Source organism: Synechococcus sp. B60.1, assembly GCF_047462555.1.
GTDB lineage: Bacteria > Cyanobacteriota > Cyanobacteriia > Thermostichales > Thermostichaceae > Thermostichus.
In genome coordinates this window covers 1722-18825 of the sequence record NZ_JANSJN010000053.1, presented here as the reverse complement: position 1 = coordinate 18825, position 17104 = coordinate 1722, and the positions used below count along the sequence as shown (strand labels likewise).

Genomic DNA, 17104 nt, shown 5'->3' with positions numbered 1-17104 from the left:
CCCTCAGGGAGAGGGGCTGGGGGTGAGGGCCTCAGGGAGAGGGGCTGGGGGTGGTCGCGTGAGCGGCGCGGAGCGCTTGGGCCTCAGGGAGAGGGGCCGGGGGTGAGGGGTCGCCTCTAGGGCCGGAGTAGGTCGGCGGATCCAGCGCCGGGGATCGGCAAGCGTTGCAGCGGTTCTGGGGTGGGCGGGGCAGGGACAGGGTTCAAGGCGGTGGGAATGTACAGGGGCTTGGGATCGGGATCCCCGCCGAAGGCCAGCAGAATGGCCCGCAGCAGGGCCTGTCGCTGTTGCCGGGTCAGGGCTTGCACGGCTGCCTTGTCTTGGGCATAGGGGTTAACCGTCAGGCGCTCGGCACCCGGGTAGCGCTGGGCAACTATCGGCTCATTGGCGTCCAAATAGTCCGCTAGCGTCAGTTGCCAGTCAAAGCGGTCGGTAGGAGAGCGACCGACCACCTGCAGGTGGTAGACCATCATCCGCCGCACCAAGGTATCTTCCTCGGGCGCGGGGCCGCCGTCATTGGGGTTCACGGGGGTATAGCCATTTTCCAGCGGCAAATCTGGCAAGGCCGCGTAGACCTGCCGCGCCGCCTCAGGGATCAGCCGCAACTGGGCATAGGCAGGGCCGGATCCCAGTAGAGCCACAGCGGCAATGCCCACCCAACTTCGCCAAAGAGCTTGTTTCCTCACCACAACTTTCTTCTCCGCTGGCAGCAAACTAGCGTTCCAAATGGTCGTGAAACTATTTTTTGAGCTGCAATGCTCATCTCTCCTGAGCAGAAAAGCTTGGGATCCCGGAGCACTTGGGAAGTGTCGCAACCTAAAAGGGACGGTCATGAACCGTTCTAAACTGCATGGATTTTTTGACTCAACATTTATAGACAGGATGCTCGGCTGCTGGTTGACCTCAGCTTTTGAGGATCTCTAGTCAATACTCAATCCCTCAACCACTTGAGGCTGAGGACGTGGCTTAAGGGGAGCAGATTGGGCCAGGCGATCCCGTTGGCGATGCGCCTGAAAGTGATTTTGCCACAAGCCGAGGATATCTAGGGTTTCGCCACCATGCTGGGTGTAGCGCTGCCGCACTTTACACAGAACAGGGGTATTGACACACACACCGGAGACGATTACCTGACCCTTGCTCAAAGCCGGCAATTCTTGGAGCAGATCCCGTCCGGCAGCCTCAACGCTGTGGCGCAGGTTTTCTTGATCGGAAGGGTTGACGATTCGCATCAAAAATTGGCTCATGCATTGCGACAGGATATCCGAGTCCAACTTGCCGGGGCGTTGCGTAATGAGACCTACTCCCAGTCCAAACTTGCGTCCTTCGCTAAGGATGGTGCGCAACACCTGCTTGCAGCGGGAAGGCTCGTGGGCAGGGGCAAAGCGATGGGCCTCTTCCAACAAGATAAAAACAGGATAGGGCAGGTAATTTTCATCCCCCGGCTGGATCTTGCCTTTATGGGTGTTAATGCGGGCGTAATTGGCCTGGCGCAGAATAGCAGCGGCAATCACCTGCTGCTCTTCCTGGCTAATCTCGTGCATTTGTAAGATGGTTACCTGCCCTGGCTCAAACAAATCCTTTGGAGCCAGGTGTTCTACATTGCTGAAATAGGGAGAGCGATCGATCTGCTCCAGCTTCCACTCCAGGGCAGGTGCTGAGGATCCTTGAGATCCATCTTCCTTGGAATCCACTTCGTTGACGGCGTCGATCAGATCCTGAATCGTCCAACGTACTGGATTAAACTGGGTAACCTTGCGGAAAGCCTTCTCTAGGAAAGATTTCTGCCGGTCGGTGGTCTCTGGCAAGAGGGTAAGGATATCGAAAAAGTTGAGAGAAGACACGCGGATCTTAATTTCTTGTGGGGAGAGAACCTTAACCTTAGGGCGGTAGCCGTCTTCGCCGAAAAACTTGGGGTGGGACTGCATCTCTGCCAGCGTATGGTATTCCCCATGAGGATCAAAAATAAGAACAGCAGCCCGGTTTTTGGGCAACATCAACTCTTCAATCAAGACCCCTGCCGTATAGGATTTTCCGGATCCCGTCCCTGCCAAAATAGCCAGATGGGTGCTAACCATTTCCTTGACATCCAGCACCACGGGCACCGCTCCCTCATCGCGCAACAGCAAACTGCCCAAGTGAGCGCCCCCAATGGCTGTTTCATCCCGTTTGTTCAAAATCGATTTCAGCAGACGATTGGAGGCCAAAAAGACTTTGGCACCGGGATCCGGAGGGCGACGGGGGTTAATAAAGCCCATGGCGCGGTGAAAATAGCCGATGACCTCGACGGTAACTGCGTAAATTTCTGGGTTGGGATGGGTAAAGCCCACTAAAGCCACAATGGTGCTGGGATCGATCTCGGTGTCGGCAAAGATGCGATCGGGAATGTGATCCAAAAGCTGGACTTGGCTGATTTTGCCTAGGATTTGCAGGGTTTGGGACTGGAGATCCCGCACTTCATAGTAGACAAAATCGCCTACCCTTACGGCTTGGGTATTGGAAGTGATAAACACATATTGGTTGGGGGTTTCACCGGGGCCCTTGACGGTGCCGATTACCTCTGGGGCCTCTTCATCAGAGGAGAAAACAGCTTTTGGATAGCGCCCATTCTCAGAGGGGTGAGGCATCCCTACAGTTTTTTTGGTCATCAGCGCATCGCTCCTACGGTCATTTTCCAGGCCAATTCTTTGCTTAGAATTTGCAGGGCCCGCTGTTGGGCTGGATCGGAAAACATGGGTATGATATCGTTCAAGACTTGATAAATAAGGTGGTCAGCAAAGTTGCCACCGCTGCTCAAGAGCAATCCATAGTACGAAAACTGGGTTTGACCTTGGGGATCTTGGTGAAAACGTAGGATTTCTTCTTGGCTCATGCGAAAAACGGGTGTGTTTACGGGCACCACCACGCGCGGGATCCCTTGCCGGCCACAGCCCCGCTCTTCGTCCAAAGCTCCGATGAGAACCACCGAAAGCAGTGTGCGCACCTCGTTTTGTAAATCAGGGGAAAAATAGGGATCCGGCTGGCTGGAAAGGCGTGGGCCGGAGTTGAGAAAGAGTGGGTTGACAATTTGGGTGTTATAGACCAGACCCACAGCCCAGTGCCGTTGATCGCTCTCCAGCTTAACAAAGCTGCCAAAGCCATAGTCGTCGGGAGAGGGAGGATTCTTGACTTCTAAGATGTCATCCACCTGCACTACGTAGTCGCAGTGATTGTTGGAGCGAACCACCTTGCCCAATCTCATCGAACCCGCCTCCGCTGCAGTTTACTCACCGTTTTCTGAGATAACCTGAGGCTGAGCTTCTCGCGGCTTGCCCAATCTTGCATCAGGCGCAGGAAAAGGTTGCGATCTTCGTTGCGAATGACGGCTATTTGATCGGCTGTCTCCAGCACATAAGGATAGCCTCTTCCAATGATCACCTCGCAGCGCACCAGATCCACCACCCAGTCCAAAAGTCCTGCCTCATAAACCCAAACCGGTATCTCCAGCCGGGCCGGAAAGTTGTTGTTGGTGCGCAAATAAATAAATCCCACCCGCTCCCGCATTTCTTGGTAGGAGTTGAGGATCCCATCTTGAGGGTTGAGGCTGCCGCCACGAGCGCAGATAAAAAAAGGCGTGCGCTCCCCCCACTCTAGCCAGGGGCTGAGCAATTGGGCATCGTGGAGCTGAGGAGCTTCAGGAAGATCGAAGCAATGCCGCAGCAATGTCACCAGATCCGAGGTATAGGTGGTGTCGATGTAGGCAACGATGGGGATCCGGTTTTGCTCGCTGGCCCGCAGCACCTGGAGTAAACATTGTACGTAGAAATCTCGGCTTTCCGGCTCAAGAGCTTCCGCGAAGGTAGCCACCAACGCCCCATCTAAAAAGGCCAACTTTCGGGATCCAAGCTGAGCTCTCCGGATATATTCCACCAGCTTTTCTGTTTCCATTTGAAAGCGACGCATGTTGACAACGCGCTCTTTGGGCTCACCGCTGCTATCGGATCCCAAATCCTTTGGAGTCAGTACATCGACTTGAATATCTTTCTCATACAGGCCTTGGGCACAGTGATGATTCTCATACCAGCCGATCTGCACTAAGGCCACCGGGATCGACAGATCCTTGCTGGGATAGATCTGGGATCCGTCTACTGCAAAGGTGGGAATATTTTTGATAACCGACCTTGCCCACTCACAGCTTTCTTCGTAGCTGGCCCATTGCTGCTTAAAAGGAATTGCCCAACCGGAATGAAGATCCCATTCTTGAGTGGGCAGGGCACCGGGAAAGTCCAAAAGCGCTGTTTTTTCAGCAATCTCTGCGCTCGACCACCGGCACAAGCTTTTCATGGCCTGCCGATACCCTTCTCTGCGCTCCGATAGCCCTTGATCAAAAGTCACGAAAGCCTCTCGCTTTTGCTGCAATACCGCCAGAACCCGGTCAGCTCTAAATACCATAGATGGGATCCCTCCTCATCTGGTCAGAGCCGGAGTGCCTCTCCACCCGAATGATGTTCTCCGTTACTTGCTCAAAGGTATCGTCATGGCTGATTACAAATAGCTGCTCAAAAGATCGCAAATTGGTGATGGCCTCTGCCAACCGCTGTCGCCGCTGGGCGTCCATGTTGGTGGTGGGCTCGTCGAAGAAGGCAATATCCAACTGTCCTAACACCTTGAGCAAAGCCAGGCGAACTGCCAGAGCTGCCGACATCTGCTCTCCTCCAGAGAGGCTGGCAAAACGTCGTTTGGGTCCGCCTCCCTCTTGAACGCGGATCTCGTAGTCGGCCTCCCAGGTGAGGGCAACATTGGGGCGGTTGAGGATTTCCCGGAAGAGGTGATCGGCAATGTTGTTGATCTGCTGTAGATAGTATTGGGTAATTTGGGGGCCGGCCTTTTTGTAGGTATCTCGGCTAAACTTAATGAAGCGATGCAGCCGCTCTTTCTCGATGCGTTGCGTCTCAACTTGTTTTAAGGTTTCTCTCACCCGCTCCAGTTGCTGTAACCTTTCCTGGATTTTCTGCAGTTGAGGGGCAAGGCTTTCCAGGCGAGCTTGGGCCTCGGCCTTTTGAATTTCGGTGGCCTGCAAAAGGGAGTGCAGACGTTGGTGCTCCTGAGGCTGATAGAGGGAAGCCAAAGGATCCCGCTCTGCCCGTAATCGGGACAGTTGGGTTTGCAATGCTTGCTGTTGCGCCTTCAGTTCACTGAGCTTTTGTTCTCGTTGGGGGAGCAGTTTGGCAATAGGCTCCAGACGTAGATATTGCTCGTGATCCGCTCGGTAGTGTTCGCGCTGTTCTTGCAGGGATCCCAGCTCTCGATCCAAGTGCTCAGTTTGCATCAGCGCTGCCTCAAGGGGACGGAGTGCTGCCTCCAAATCCTGGATTTGCTGTAGGTACCCTGCCTGCGTTTGCAGGTACTGTCTTTCCAGCTTGAGCTCTGCTTTCAGCCGCTCGGCCCGGCTTCTGGGATCCCCCAGGGACTTCAAGGTTTCAGCAGCTTTTGCAATTTGGGCTTGCAGGTAATCTTGGGATCCCTCTGTTTTCTCCCAGCGATCAATTTGGGCTTGTTTTTCCTGCTTGGCTTGCTGGATCTGTTCTAGGGCTAACTGAGCTGCTTGCAGTTCATCTTTTCGTTGTGGCAAACTTTGGACAAGTGGTTGCATACGGATAACGGTTTCATAGCTGTTGCGATGGCAGCTCTGCTCCTCCCGTAAAGTGGCAATTCTCTCGTCTAGATCGGCAAGTGGCTGAAGCTGCTGCTCCAGGGTTTGTATCTGTTGTTCAAGTTGCTGGATGCTGGCTACAACTTGCTGGTACTCTTGCTCAACTCTCGGCTTATGGTTGAGCTCCTTTTCCAGGCGCTGGATTTGTCCTTTGGGATCCCCTAGTGCCTGCAGCGCTTGGCCAATTTCCTGTTGTTGCCGAAGAAAGTCTGGCTCCGCCTCGAGGCTCCACTGAAGATCCTCAATTTTGCTCTGGCGTTCGTTTTGCCATTGCAGCAACTGTTGAATTTGAGCTTCTAACTCGGGAATCTGCGCCGTTAAGCCAAGCAGGGGCTGCAAAGTCTTGAGTTGCTTCTGGATATCGGCCAGTTGCTGGCGTAACTGAGGCTCGCAAGTTTGCGGGGAAAGATCCTGGAGAATCTGTTGGATGGATTGCAGTAGCTGTTGGCTGAGGGCTGAAGACTGGGCCAGAACTTGCGGGATCCGCTGCCATAGAGGTTGGAGTTGCGGATAACTCTGTTGGCAAGCGGCCAGCTCCTCCACAAGACTTTGAATGCTGTGGTTGTGCTGGGCCAGTTGGTGAGAGCCCTGCTCGACAAGGGCTTGGAGTTCCTGCTGAAATTGCCGCGCCGCAGCCAGGCGGCTGAGCTGAGTTTGCAGTCGCTCTTGTTGAGCCTCAAGGAGGGGAATCTTGGCTACGTGCTCTCGATCGGCCTGTCGCTGTCGAAGCTGCAGCCGCAACTGTTCCAACTGGGCCCGGCCCTGTTCCTGTTCTGTTTCTCTCTGTCTTAGTTCTAGGCGCAGGGCCTGAAAAGAGGCCAACTTCTGGCCCATTTGAGAGTACCGTTGTTCCAGGGCAATTTGCTTTTCGCAGAGAGTTTGCAGGTGTAGCTTTTCCTCCTCCATTTTGTGGAAGAGGTGGAGCTGTTGTCGATATTCGGATTCTCGCAATTGGAGTTGGTGGAGCTGCTGCCGTAAAGTTTCCCGCTGAGCTGTCAAGGTCTGCCGTGTTCGTCGCAACGCCTCTTCCTCTGCCACCCAAGCCTCCAACTCCAGATAACGCCTGTAGGCTGATTGGTGCTGTTGACAAATGGCCTGCGCCTGTTCAGCCTCTTGGACGCGGCTTTGCAGCAGTTGACAGCGCCCGGCGTGGGCTGACCATTCTCCCTGAAGCTGCTCCCAGTCGCGGTGCAGTTGGAGCAAGGTGTCGAGCTGCTGAGCCCAGTGGCTTTGTCGGCGCTCCAGCTCCTCTTGGGCTTGAATCTGGGGAGCCAGCTCCTCTAGCTCCTGCTTCCAGCGCTGTTGTTGGCTTAGTTTTTCCTGCAGCCTCGCCAGTTGGTTTTCGAGGTTCTGCTTTTGCGAGAGCAGGCCCTCCCGCTGCTTCAGCCACTCCAGGCGCTGCTGCCGTTGCTTTTCCAGCTCCCGCAACCGATCTTCTATGGCCAGAAAGCGCTGGGATCCCTCTTGATGGCGCTGTTGTTGTACCTGCGCTTGCTGGGCCTCTGCCCACAGCTTTTCGGCTTGCTCAAGGGCTACTGCCAGCAGGGATCCCTCTTGCTCCAGTTGAGCAATTTGCTGGTCGAGCGTTTGGATTTGCGCAAGCAGCTTCTCCAGCCGCTCCAGCTCCAACTTCACCTCGGCCAAGGTATGGGTATGGTGGCTTAAGCGCTCCTGCCAATGCCTCAGTTCTTGCTCAATTCTCTGCTGCTCTACTTGGAGTGGATCCCAGTCTTGCATCTGTTGATCGAGCAGCTCAATTTGATGCTTGACGGCCAAAACTTGCGCCTCACTGTATTTTTCAACTGCCAGCAGATCCTTTGCAACTTGCTGGTACTCTTCTACCTTCAAGATGCGGTCGAAAACTTCTTTCCGCTCCCGACTGGTTTTGAGAAAATCTGCGGTGAAAGTGCCCTGGGGTACCCCAATGGTTGTGGCAAAGAGCCGTGCCAAATCAGTACCAGCGGGCACGCCCAAATGTTGCCTCAGCCACGCCAGCACATCTGCCTTGCGCTCGTAATCTAGGCGCTGCTTCAATTGCGGATCGAAGAGGCGATATCCCTGGCTGACACTGCGACGAACGTCATAGGTGCGCTGATCCCACTGGGAAATAAACTGGACAGTAGCCACCGCATCGTTGGCGCCTGTGCGGATGAGTTCTTCTTGGTTGTAGGGGCAGTAGTCAAACAAAACCCAGGCGATGGCCTCTAGAATGCTGGTCTTGCCTGCTCCATTTTCTCCACAAATGGCGTTGATACCGGGCTCAAACTCGAAGAAGGCGTCCTCATGAGACTTGAAGTTCTGTAGAGCCAGAGAGAGGATCCGCATGGTCAGTCTTCTTCCCCCAGAAAGGCGCCGCTTAGGTGAGCATACACTTCCGCTTCGCCTTGCCCGTCCAGGATTTTCTCTTTGAGATCCAAGAGTAACTGTGCCAGCTCTTCGCTGCGCTTGCGGTAGTGGGCATGGCTGCTCAGCAGATCCCTGTAGATTTTCTCTTCAATTTGCAGCCTGCGCCCTTCTTCTTCGAGGGAAAGAGCAGCCGACCCGATCTCCAAAGTAGTGGCTTCGAAGCGGAAGAGAACCAGCAGGGCACCGGTAAGCTGCTGAATCTGCTGCTGCAGGGCGCGGCTATCCAGCTCGTGCTTGGCAAAGCCCACCTGCCCCACCAGCCGAAACTCCACCATTGGCTCTAGCCCACTTTCGGGAAGGTCGGATCCCTTGGCCAAGGCAATTGCGGCTGCAACAATCTCTTCGGGGGTTTCCCGGCCCTTGGCTTCGAGAGAGATCCGTCGGTGAGGCCGCCGATAGTAGTCCTGCACCAGCTCAGCCTGAGGCGGGCCATCTCCCCAGCAAACGCGGTAGGCTCCCCGCGGAAAGTCCCACTCGGCGCTACTGTTGGCCTCCAGGGATCCGGGATTGAAGATCCAGCCCTCTTCCGTATAGCTTTTGTGGATGTGCCCCAAAGCCAGGTAGCCCACCCCCGCCTCCCGCAAAGGCAGCAGATCCCGGTAGCGCAAGGCCCCTTGGTAACGGGCAATTTGCCCCTCCAGCCCGTGGTGAAACATCAACACCACCCGCTCGGGCCCGGGGGGCAGCCGGCGAATGGCCGCCGCCAACTGCTCGATGGACTTGGGGGCCGCCGACCCGTACCACTGGGATCCGATCACCCGTACCCCACAGGGCAGGTCTAGATAGCCCCCCCGCCCCCCTTCCCAGGGGCGCAGCTCCAAACCCTCCTCTCCTGCTTCCGGCTCCAGCAGGATCAGTTCGCCGTGATCGGCCAAGTATCGCAGCCAACTGGTCTTGACACCGTAGGGGCGATTGTCGTGGTTGCCCTCAATGGCCAAGACGGGGATCCCGGCCTGCTTTAGCTCCCGCAAGACAATCTGGGCTTGGTTGAGGACGCCAGGCTGAATTTGCCGATGCTCAAACAGATCCCCGGCGATGAGGACAAAATCCACCGGGTTCTGGATGGCATGGCGGCGCACCACATCCCGAAAGGCCAAAAAGAAATCTTTGCTCCGCTCCGGGCTGTTGTAGCGGTCGTAGCCCAGATGCACATCGGCTAGATGCAAAAAGGTGCAGGTAGAAGTGGCCATCGCCCGAACCTGCCAGCAAATTGCCCACAGTTTAGCTTAATCGGCGGGAAGCCCCGCACTGTAGGGGTGAACTGTGTTTACCCAAGAGCCAATCAGTGTCGGGATGAAAGCCGTTCGTGCCACAATACGCTATCGGTTCGCGCAGCGTGGCGTAAGCCATGGTGTGTTGACTCAACGAAGATAAGGGTCGGGAAGTGCCGGGATTCGTTTACCAGACAAACCCTAGTGCTCAACCCGATATAGGGATCCCTGCCCGGTCATTTGCAGCTTTGCCCGCATTGCCACCACTAGAGGTAGGTGCCGCCCCGCCGCTGCTGGCTACGGATCCGGTGACATTAGCCAACGGCTCCAGAGGCTCCGGCCCCTCTCCTGAAAGCCCAGAAGCCGCGAGACGCTACTTGCTGCCGCTAGCCTAGAACAAAAAGTATCGTTGCGCCATCGGCAGGACTTCTGCCGGCTCACAGGTGAGCAATTCTCCATCGGCCCGTACTTCATACGTCTCCGGGTTGACCTCGATGTGAGGGGTGCTGCTGTTGAGTTTCAAATCCGCCTTGCCAATCTCGCGGCAATTCTTGACCGCTACGGCCCGGCGTTGGATCCCCAGTTTTTCTGGGATCCCCAGGTCTAGGGCAGCCTGGGAGACAAAGAGCAGGCTGGTCTCGCTCAGGGCGCGGCCAAAGCTGCCGAACATAGGCCGAGGGTACACCGGCTGCGGGGTTGGAATCGAGGCGTTGGGATCCCCCATTTGGGCATAGGCAATCAAGCCCCCCTTCAGGACGATCTCCGGCTTAACCCCAAAGAAAGCCGGCTTCCACAGGCACAGATCCGCCAGCTTGCCCACCTCTACCGAGCCGATGATGTGGCTGAGGCCCTGGGCAATGGCAGGGCAGATGGTGTACTTGGCTACGTAACGCTTGGCCCGAAAGTTGTCGTTGCGGCTGCTATCCTGCGGCAGAGGCCCCCGTTGCACTTTCATTTTGTGGGCGGTTTGCCAGGTGCGAATGATCACTTCTCCCACCCGGCCCATGGCCTGGGAGTCGGAAGAGATGATGCTGAGGGCCCCCATGTCGTGCAAGATGTCTTCGGCGGCAATGGTTTGGGGGCGAATGCGGCTTTCGGCAAAAGCAATGTCCTCTGGCACCTCTTTGCTCAGGTGATGGCACACCATCAGCATGTCCAGGTGCTCTTCGATGGTGTTGCGGGTAAAGGGACGAGTGGGATTGGTGGAGCTGGGCAGCACGTTGGGCTCGGAAGCAATGCGGATGATGTCGGGGGCGTGCCCACCTCCGGCCCCTTCAGTATGAAAGGTGTGAATGGTGCGGCCATTGATGGCGGCGATGGTATCTTCCACAAAGGCCGACTCATTTAAGGTATCGGTGTGGATCAGGGTCTGGATGTCGTATTCATCCGAAACCTGCAGACAGCTATCGATCACCGCCGGCGTCGATCCCCAGTCTTCGTGGATCTTCAGCCCGCAGGCCCCCGCTTCCACCTGCTCCCGCAGAGCTTCAGGAAACGCCGCGTTCCCCTTGCCAAAAAAGCCCAAGTTGACCGGAAACCCTTCCGCCGCCTGCAACATCTTCCCCAAGTTCCAGGCCCCCGGTGTGCAGGTGGTGGCGTTGCTGCCTGTGGCCGGCCCGGTTCCGCCACCCAAAAGGGTAGTCACTCCCGAAGCGATGGCAAACTCGCACAGTTGAGGACAAATGAAATGCACATGGGCGTCGATCCCGCCTGCCGTCAGGATCAAGTTTTCGCCGGCAATCACCTCGGTGCTGGGGCCAACCACCATGCCTGGTGTCACCCCCGTCTGGATGTTGGGGTTGCCGGCCTTGCCGATGCCGACAATGTAGCCGTCGCGAATGCCCACATCGGCTTTGACGATGCCCCACCAGTCCAAGATCAGGGCGTTGGTGATCACCAGATCCAGAGCCCCGTTGGCGCGGGTGGCCGTCGGCGATTGCCCCATGCCGTCGCGGATGGTCTTGCCGCCGCCGAACTTAATCTCCTCGCCGTAGGTGGTGAAATCCTGCTCCACCTCGATGATCAGCTCGGTATCCGCCAGACGCACTCGATCCCCTACTGTGGGGCCGTAGTTGCTGACGTACTGGCGACGGGGAATTTCCAGAGTCATAGAAGGACATCTGCGCAGGAAGCTTTCAGCTTTCTACCACATATCCCCACCCAGAGGATCCCTTGCTGCCCGTTGCCCAGTTCTCAGCGTTCATTTCACCAGAGCAGATTGGGTTGGTGAAAATTCGTTACATATATTTACATCTACAATTGGAAAAACGATTGCCAATCGACGCCGACCCTGATCAGACAAGGGATCCCTCGTTTAATTATTGTGAAGCGACGGGGGGTTTACAAACCCTGACCTATAATGCCTGGTAAGTCCCGCCCTGGGGGGTTTCCTGACGATGGGCGGGAATGCTTCGTTCCTTGTCGCAAGAGAGGAGTTCTTGATGACAACTACACCCAAGGAGCGAGAGCCAAAGGTTAAGGTGACGGTTGATATCGATCCGGTTCCCACCTCATTTGAGAAATGGGCCAAGCCGGGACACTTCGATCGCAGCCTGGCGCGTGGCCCCAAGACCACGACCTGGATCTGGAACCTCCACGCTCTTGCTCATGACTTCGATAGTCACACCAGCGACCTAGAAGACGTCTCTCGCAAGATCTTTTCTGCGCACTTCGGCCACCTGGCGGTGGTCTTTGTCTGGCTGAGCGGCATGTACTACCACGGCGCTCAGTTCTCCAACTACTCCGCTTGGCTGGCGGATCCGATCAATATCAAGCCCAGCGCCCAAGTGGTCTGGCCCATTTTTGGCCAGGAGATCCTCAACGGCGATGTGGGCGGCGGCTTTGAAGGGATCCGCATCACGTCGGGCCTATTTCACCTCTGGCGGGCTGCCGGCATCACCAATGAGTTTCAACTCCTCTGCACCGCTATTGGTGGCTTGGTGATGGCTGGCCTCTGCCTGTTTGCCGGCTGGTTCCACTACCACAAGCGGGCTCCCAAGCTGGAGTGGTTCCAGAACGTGGAGTCGATGCTCAACCACCACCTGGCGGGCCTGCTGGGGCTGGGCTCTCTGGCCTGGGCTGGTCACCAAATTCATGTGGCCATCCCCATCAACAAGATGTTGGATGCGGGCGTGCCGGCGGCTCAGATCCCTCTGCCCCACGAGTTCATCCTCAAGCCGGCCCTGATGAAGGAGATGTTCCCCAGTGTGGATTGGGGCTTCTTCAGCGGGGTGGTGCCTTTCTTTACGTTGGACTGGGGCAAGTACGCGGAGTTCCTCACCTTCAAGGGGGGCTTGGATCCGCAAACCGGCGCCCTCTGGCTGACGGATCAGGCCCACCACCACCTGGCCATTGCCGTGCTGTTTATCGTGGCGGGCCACATGTACCGCACCAACTGGGGCATCGGCCACTCCATTAAAGAGATCCTGGAAGCCCACAAGGGTCCCTTCACCGGCGAAGGCCACAAGGGTCTCTACGAAGTGCTGACCACCTCCTGGCATGCCCAACTGGCCATCAACCTGGCCATGGTGGGATCCCTGAGCATCATCGTGGCCCAGCACATGTACGCCATGAACCCCTACCCCTACATGGGCATCGACTACGCCACGCAGATCTCCCTCTTTACCCACCACATGTGGATAGGGGGACTGTTCATTGTTGGCGGCGCTGCCCACGGGGCCATCTACATGGTGCGGGACTATGACCCAGCGGTAAACCGCAACAACGTGCTGGATCGGGTAATCCGCCACCGCGACGCCATCATCAGCCACCTGAACTGGGTGTGTCTGTTCCTGGGCTTCCACGCCTTCGGCTTCTACGTCCACAACGACACCATGCAGGCGCTGGGCCGTCCGCAGGACATGTTCTCGGACACCGGCATCCAACTGCAGCCCATTTTTGCCCAGTGGATTCAATCCCTGCACACCAACGCCATCGCCAGCACCGCTCCCTATGTGGGCGCTTCGGTGAGCCCCATCTTCGGCGGCGACGTGGTGGCCGTGGGTGGCAAGGTGTCCATGATGCCGATGGTGCTGGGCACGGCGGACTTCATGGTGCACCACATCCACGCCATGACCATCCACATCACGGTGTTGATCCTGCTCAAGGGGGTGCTCTTTGCCCGCTCTTCGCGCCTGATCCCCGATAAGGCCAAGCTGGGCTTCCGCTTCCCCTGCGACGGGCCAGGCCGCGGCGGCACCTGCCAGGTCTCCGGCTGGGATCACGTCTTCCTGGGGCTGTTCTGGATGTACAACGCCATCTCGATTGTGATCTTCCACTTCAGTTGGAAGATGCAGAGCGACATCTGGGGCACCGTCAACCCGGACGGCACGATTGAGCACATCACGGGCGGCAACTTTGCAGCCAGCGCCGTCAACATCAACGGCTGGTTGCGGGACTTCCTGTGGGCGCAATCGGTGCAGGTGATCAACTCCTACGGCTCGGCGCTGTCGGCCTATGGGCTGCTCTTCTTGGGCGCCCACTTCGTCTGGGCCTTCAGCTTGATGTTCCTGTTCAGCGGCCGTGGCTACTGGCAGGAGCTGATTGAGTCGATCGTTTGGGCCCACAACAAACTGAAAGTCGCTCCGGCCATTCAACCCCGCGCCCTGAGCATCATCCAGGGTCGGGCGGTCGGTGTGGCCCACTACCTGCTGGGTGGGATCGTCACCACGTGGGCGTTTTTCCTGGCACGGTTTGCCGCACTCGGCTAAGGCAAGGAGGAAGAGAGAATCATGACAACTGCAACTCGTTTTCCGCAATTCAGCCAAGACCTGGCCAGTGATCCCACCACTCGACGTCTGTGGTATGGCATTGCCACCGCCCATGACTTCGAGACCCACGATGGCATGACGGAGGAGCGGCTTTACCAAAAGCTGTTTGCCACCCACTTCGGCCATCTGGCGATCATCTTCCTGTGGGCCTCGGGCAACGTCTTCCACATCGCCTGGCAAGGCAACTACGAGCAATGGGTGGCCAACCCCACCGGCGTCACCCCCATCGCCCACGCTATCTGGGATCCCCAATTTGGCAAGGCGGCGGTGGAAGCCTTCACCCAACCTGGGGGCGGTGGCCCTGTCAACGCGGCCTACTCCGGCCTCTACTACTGGTTCAACACCATCGGCCTGCGCACCAACGGCGATCTCTACACCGGTGCCATCGGCCTGCTGTTGTTGGCGGCGGTGTTCCTGTTTGCCGGCTGGCTGCACCTGCAGCCCCGCTTCCGGCCCAGCCTGAGCTGGTTCAAGAACGCTGAAGCCCGCCTCAACCACCACCTGGCCGGCTTGTTCGGCGTCAGCTCGCTGGCCTGGACGGGCCACCTGGTGCACGTAGCCATCCCCGAGTCGCGCGGTCAGCACGTGGGCTGGGACAACTTCCTCACCACGCTGCCCCACCCGGCGGGACTGAAGCCCTTCTTCACCCTCAACTGGGGGGTGTATGCCCAGAACCCAGATACGGCCAACCATGTCTGGGGCACGGCGGAAGGGGCGGGCACGGCCATCCTCACCTTCTTGGGCGGCTTTAACCCCAACACCCAGTCCCTGTGGCTGACGGACATGGCCCACCACCACCTGGCCATTGCGGTCATCTTCATCGTGGCGGGCCACATGTACCGCACCAACTGGGGTATTGGCCACAGCATCCGCGAGATCCTGGGTGCCCACAACCCGCCCAAGGGCACTCCCTTCGGGGGCCTGCTGGGCGAAGGGCACAAGGGCCTCTACGACACGGTCAACAACTCCCTGCACTTCCAGTTGGCGTTGGCGCTGGCCTGCTTGGGGGTGGTGACCTCGCTGGTGGCGCAGCACATGTACGCCCTCAACCCCTACGTGTTCATGTCCATGGATCACACCACGGAGGCAGCTCTCTACACCCATCACCAGTACATCGCTGGGTTCTTGATGGTGGGGGCTTTTGCCCATGGGGCCATCTTCCTGGTGCGGGACTACGATCCCGAAGCCAACAAGAACAACGTGCTGGCGCGGGTGCTGGATCACAAGGAGGCGATCATTTCCCACCTGAGCTGGGTATCGCTGTTCTTGGGCTTCCACACGCTGGGGCTGTACGTCCACAATGACGTGATGCAGGCCTTCGGCACGCCGGAGAAGCAGATCCTGATTGAGCCAGTGTTTGCTCAGTTCATTCAAGCTTCCCACGGCAAGATGCTCTACGGCATGGACGTGTTGTTGTCCAACCCGGATAGCATCGCCTCTACGGCTTGGCCCAACTACGGCAATGTGTGGCTACCGGGCTGGCTGCAAGCCATCAACGATCCCAATGGGTTCCTCTTCCTGCCCATTGGTCCTGGTGACTTCCTGGTGCACCACGCCATTGCTCTCGGCCTGCACACCACGACGTTGATCCTGGTCAAAGGGGCGCTGGATGCCCGCGGCTCCAAGCTGATGCCGGACAAAAAAGACTTTGGCTACAGCTTCCCCTGCGACGGGCCGGGTCGGGGTGGCACCTGCGACATCTCCGCCTGGGACGCTTTCTACCTGGCCATGTTCTGGATGCTGAACACCATTGGCTGGGTGACCTTCTACTGGCACTGGAAGCACCTGGGGATCTGGAGCGGCAACACCGCCCAGTTCAACGAGAACTCCACCTACCTGATGGGCTGGCTGCGGGACTACCTCTGGGCCAACTCTGCCCAGTTGATCAACGGCTACAACCCCTACGGCATGAACAACCTGGCGGTTTGGGCCTGGATGTTCCTGTTCGGCCACTTGGTGTGGGCCACGGGGTTCATGTTCTTGATCTCCTGGCGCGGTTACTGGCAAGAGCTGATCGAGACCCTGGTCTGGGCGCACGAGCGCACCCCCTTGGCCAACTTGATCCGCTGGAAGGATAAGCCGGTGGCTCTGTCCATTGTGCAGGGTCGTCTGGTGGGCCTAGCTCACTTCACGGTGGGGTATGTCCTGACCTACGCGGCCTTTGTCATCGCCTCGACGGCTTCCTTGTCTGGCTAGCAAACTCTAGTGGTTAAGTAATTGAGGGATCCCTCCGCGGGATCCCTCTTTTTTTGCTGCTTGGTCAAGCGAGAAGGATGCTGGGCCCATGGCTCTGGCCGCGTATCCAGCGATATACCTTTGAGGAGTTTCGCCGGCTGGTTGAGTCTCTGGTCCAGAAAATTCAGAAAATAACGAACGGGGAGCCGCCTGTATTGACTGTTGATGGGCCTTGTGCAAGAGCAGGCCAAGGAGCCCGTGCAACTGCCCCCCAACCACGAGCCGGAACCTGGTTTTGCGATTGTGCGCTTCCAGGAGGATGAGTAGCGAAGAATAGAGTTTGGCTCAAGTTTTTTTCGAGCAGATAGAGGAAGGGCTCCCTAATCCAACAAAAAAGGCTCAGCCACAAGGGCCGAGCTAGAGGGGTTCAAAACAGGCTGCTAGGGCTAGAGCCGCACCTGCGCGCCCTCAAAGAAGCCACGGATGATCAGAATGGATCCCTCAGAATCTCCTGGAGTGGTCTCTAGATTGTCCGTGGGGAATTCTTGTTCCAGGAACCACTGGCCGGAGATCCGGTCGGCAGAAGTCGTTGAGTCGAAGACAAGGCTTAGAATCCCTCTTTGCGTACTACCACCAATGTCAAGTCGATTAAACGGCCCGGCCAATTGTGCCCCGGCTAGGGTTCGGAAGACAAAATCGCCGGTGGCGGGCACAATGCCCTGAAGAATAACCGGCTCAGGGGTATCTCCTTCCACAGGTGAGCCAGGTAATTCACCCGTAGAGCGCTCGGTGCGCAGGGAGAAAAAGTAGTCAAAGGCCGTAGGAGCACCCGGACGCTCAGGGACGGGCAACTG

The 17104-nt window shown here is 57.4% G+C and carries 9 protein-coding genes and 1 pseudogene; 2 read left to right on the top strand and 8 right to left on the bottom strand.

Going from position 1 to position 17104, the window contains the following annotated elements:
* Positions 1 to 116: 116 nt before the first annotated feature.
* The 7 genes from NW863_RS07505 to ureC all read right to left on the bottom strand — a co-directional run bounded on the left by NW863_RS07505 (position 117) and on the right by ureC (position 11416).
* Positions 117 to 686: a hypothetical protein gene (locus NW863_RS07505; RefSeq protein ID WP_414365607.1), complete on the bottom strand. Its 570-nt coding sequence runs from the start codon at positions 684 to 686 to the stop codon at positions 117 to 119.
* Positions 687 to 920: 234 nt separating this feature from the next.
* The gene (locus NW863_RS07500) at positions 921 to 2645 is read right to left on the bottom strand and encodes an ATP-binding protein (protein WP_414365606.1); all 1725 of its coding nucleotides are present in this window, start codon (positions 2643 to 2645) and stop codon (positions 921 to 923) included.
* On the bottom strand, positions 2645 to 3238 hold the full coding sequence (locus NW863_RS07495) for a hypothetical protein (RefSeq protein WP_414334988.1): 594 nt from the start codon (positions 3236 to 3238) through the stop codon (positions 2645 to 2647). Before NW863_RS07495 ends, NW863_RS07500 begins: the two co-directional genes overlap by 1 nt.
* Entirely contained in the window at positions 3235 to 4428 is a 1194-nt protein-coding gene (locus tag NW863_RS07490) for a DNA double-strand break repair nuclease NurA (protein WP_414365605.1), read from the bottom strand. Before NW863_RS07490 ends, NW863_RS07495 begins: the two co-directional genes overlap by 4 nt.
* Positions 4418 to 8014 carry an AAA family ATPase gene (locus tag NW863_RS07485; RefSeq protein WP_414365604.1) on the bottom strand — a complete coding sequence of 1199 codons (3597 nt, stop codon included), beginning with the start codon at positions 8012 to 8014 and terminating at the stop codon, positions 4418 to 4420. The genes NW863_RS07490 and NW863_RS07485 overlap by 11 nt, the downstream gene beginning before the upstream one ends.
* 2 nt (positions 8015 to 8016) lie before the next feature.
* Positions 8017 to 9285: a metallophosphoesterase family protein gene (locus NW863_RS07480; RefSeq protein WP_414365603.1), complete on the bottom strand. Its 1269-nt coding sequence runs from the start codon at positions 9283 to 9285 to the stop codon at positions 8017 to 8019.
* Between the two features lie 412 nt (positions 9286 to 9697).
* Positions 9698 to 11416, bottom strand: a complete 1719-nt coding sequence (ureC, locus tag NW863_RS07475) for an urease subunit alpha (RefSeq protein WP_414335744.1) — start codon at positions 11414 to 11416, stop codon at positions 9698 to 9700.
* Positions 11417 to 11747: 331 nt separating this feature from the next.
* Here ureC and psaA point away from each other — a divergent pair, with 331 nt between their 5' ends.
* Complete coding sequence (psaA, locus tag NW863_RS07470) at positions 11748 to 14015, top strand: photosystem I core protein PsaA (RefSeq protein WP_414365602.1); 2268 nt, start codon at positions 11748 to 11750, stop codon at positions 14013 to 14015.
* A 21-nt stretch (positions 14016 to 14036) separates the two neighbouring features.
* Positions 14037 to 16271 (top strand): photosystem I core protein PsaB, encoded by a 2235-nt coding sequence (gene psaB, locus NW863_RS07465; RefSeq protein WP_414365601.1) that lies wholly within the window; start codon positions 14037 to 14039, stop codon positions 16269 to 16271.
* Positions 16272 to 16696: 425 nt separating this feature from the next.
* Here the strand turns inward: psaB and NW863_RS07460 are convergent.
* Positions 16697 to 17104: pseudogene (locus NW863_RS07460) on the bottom strand (hypothetical protein); the annotation flags it as partial.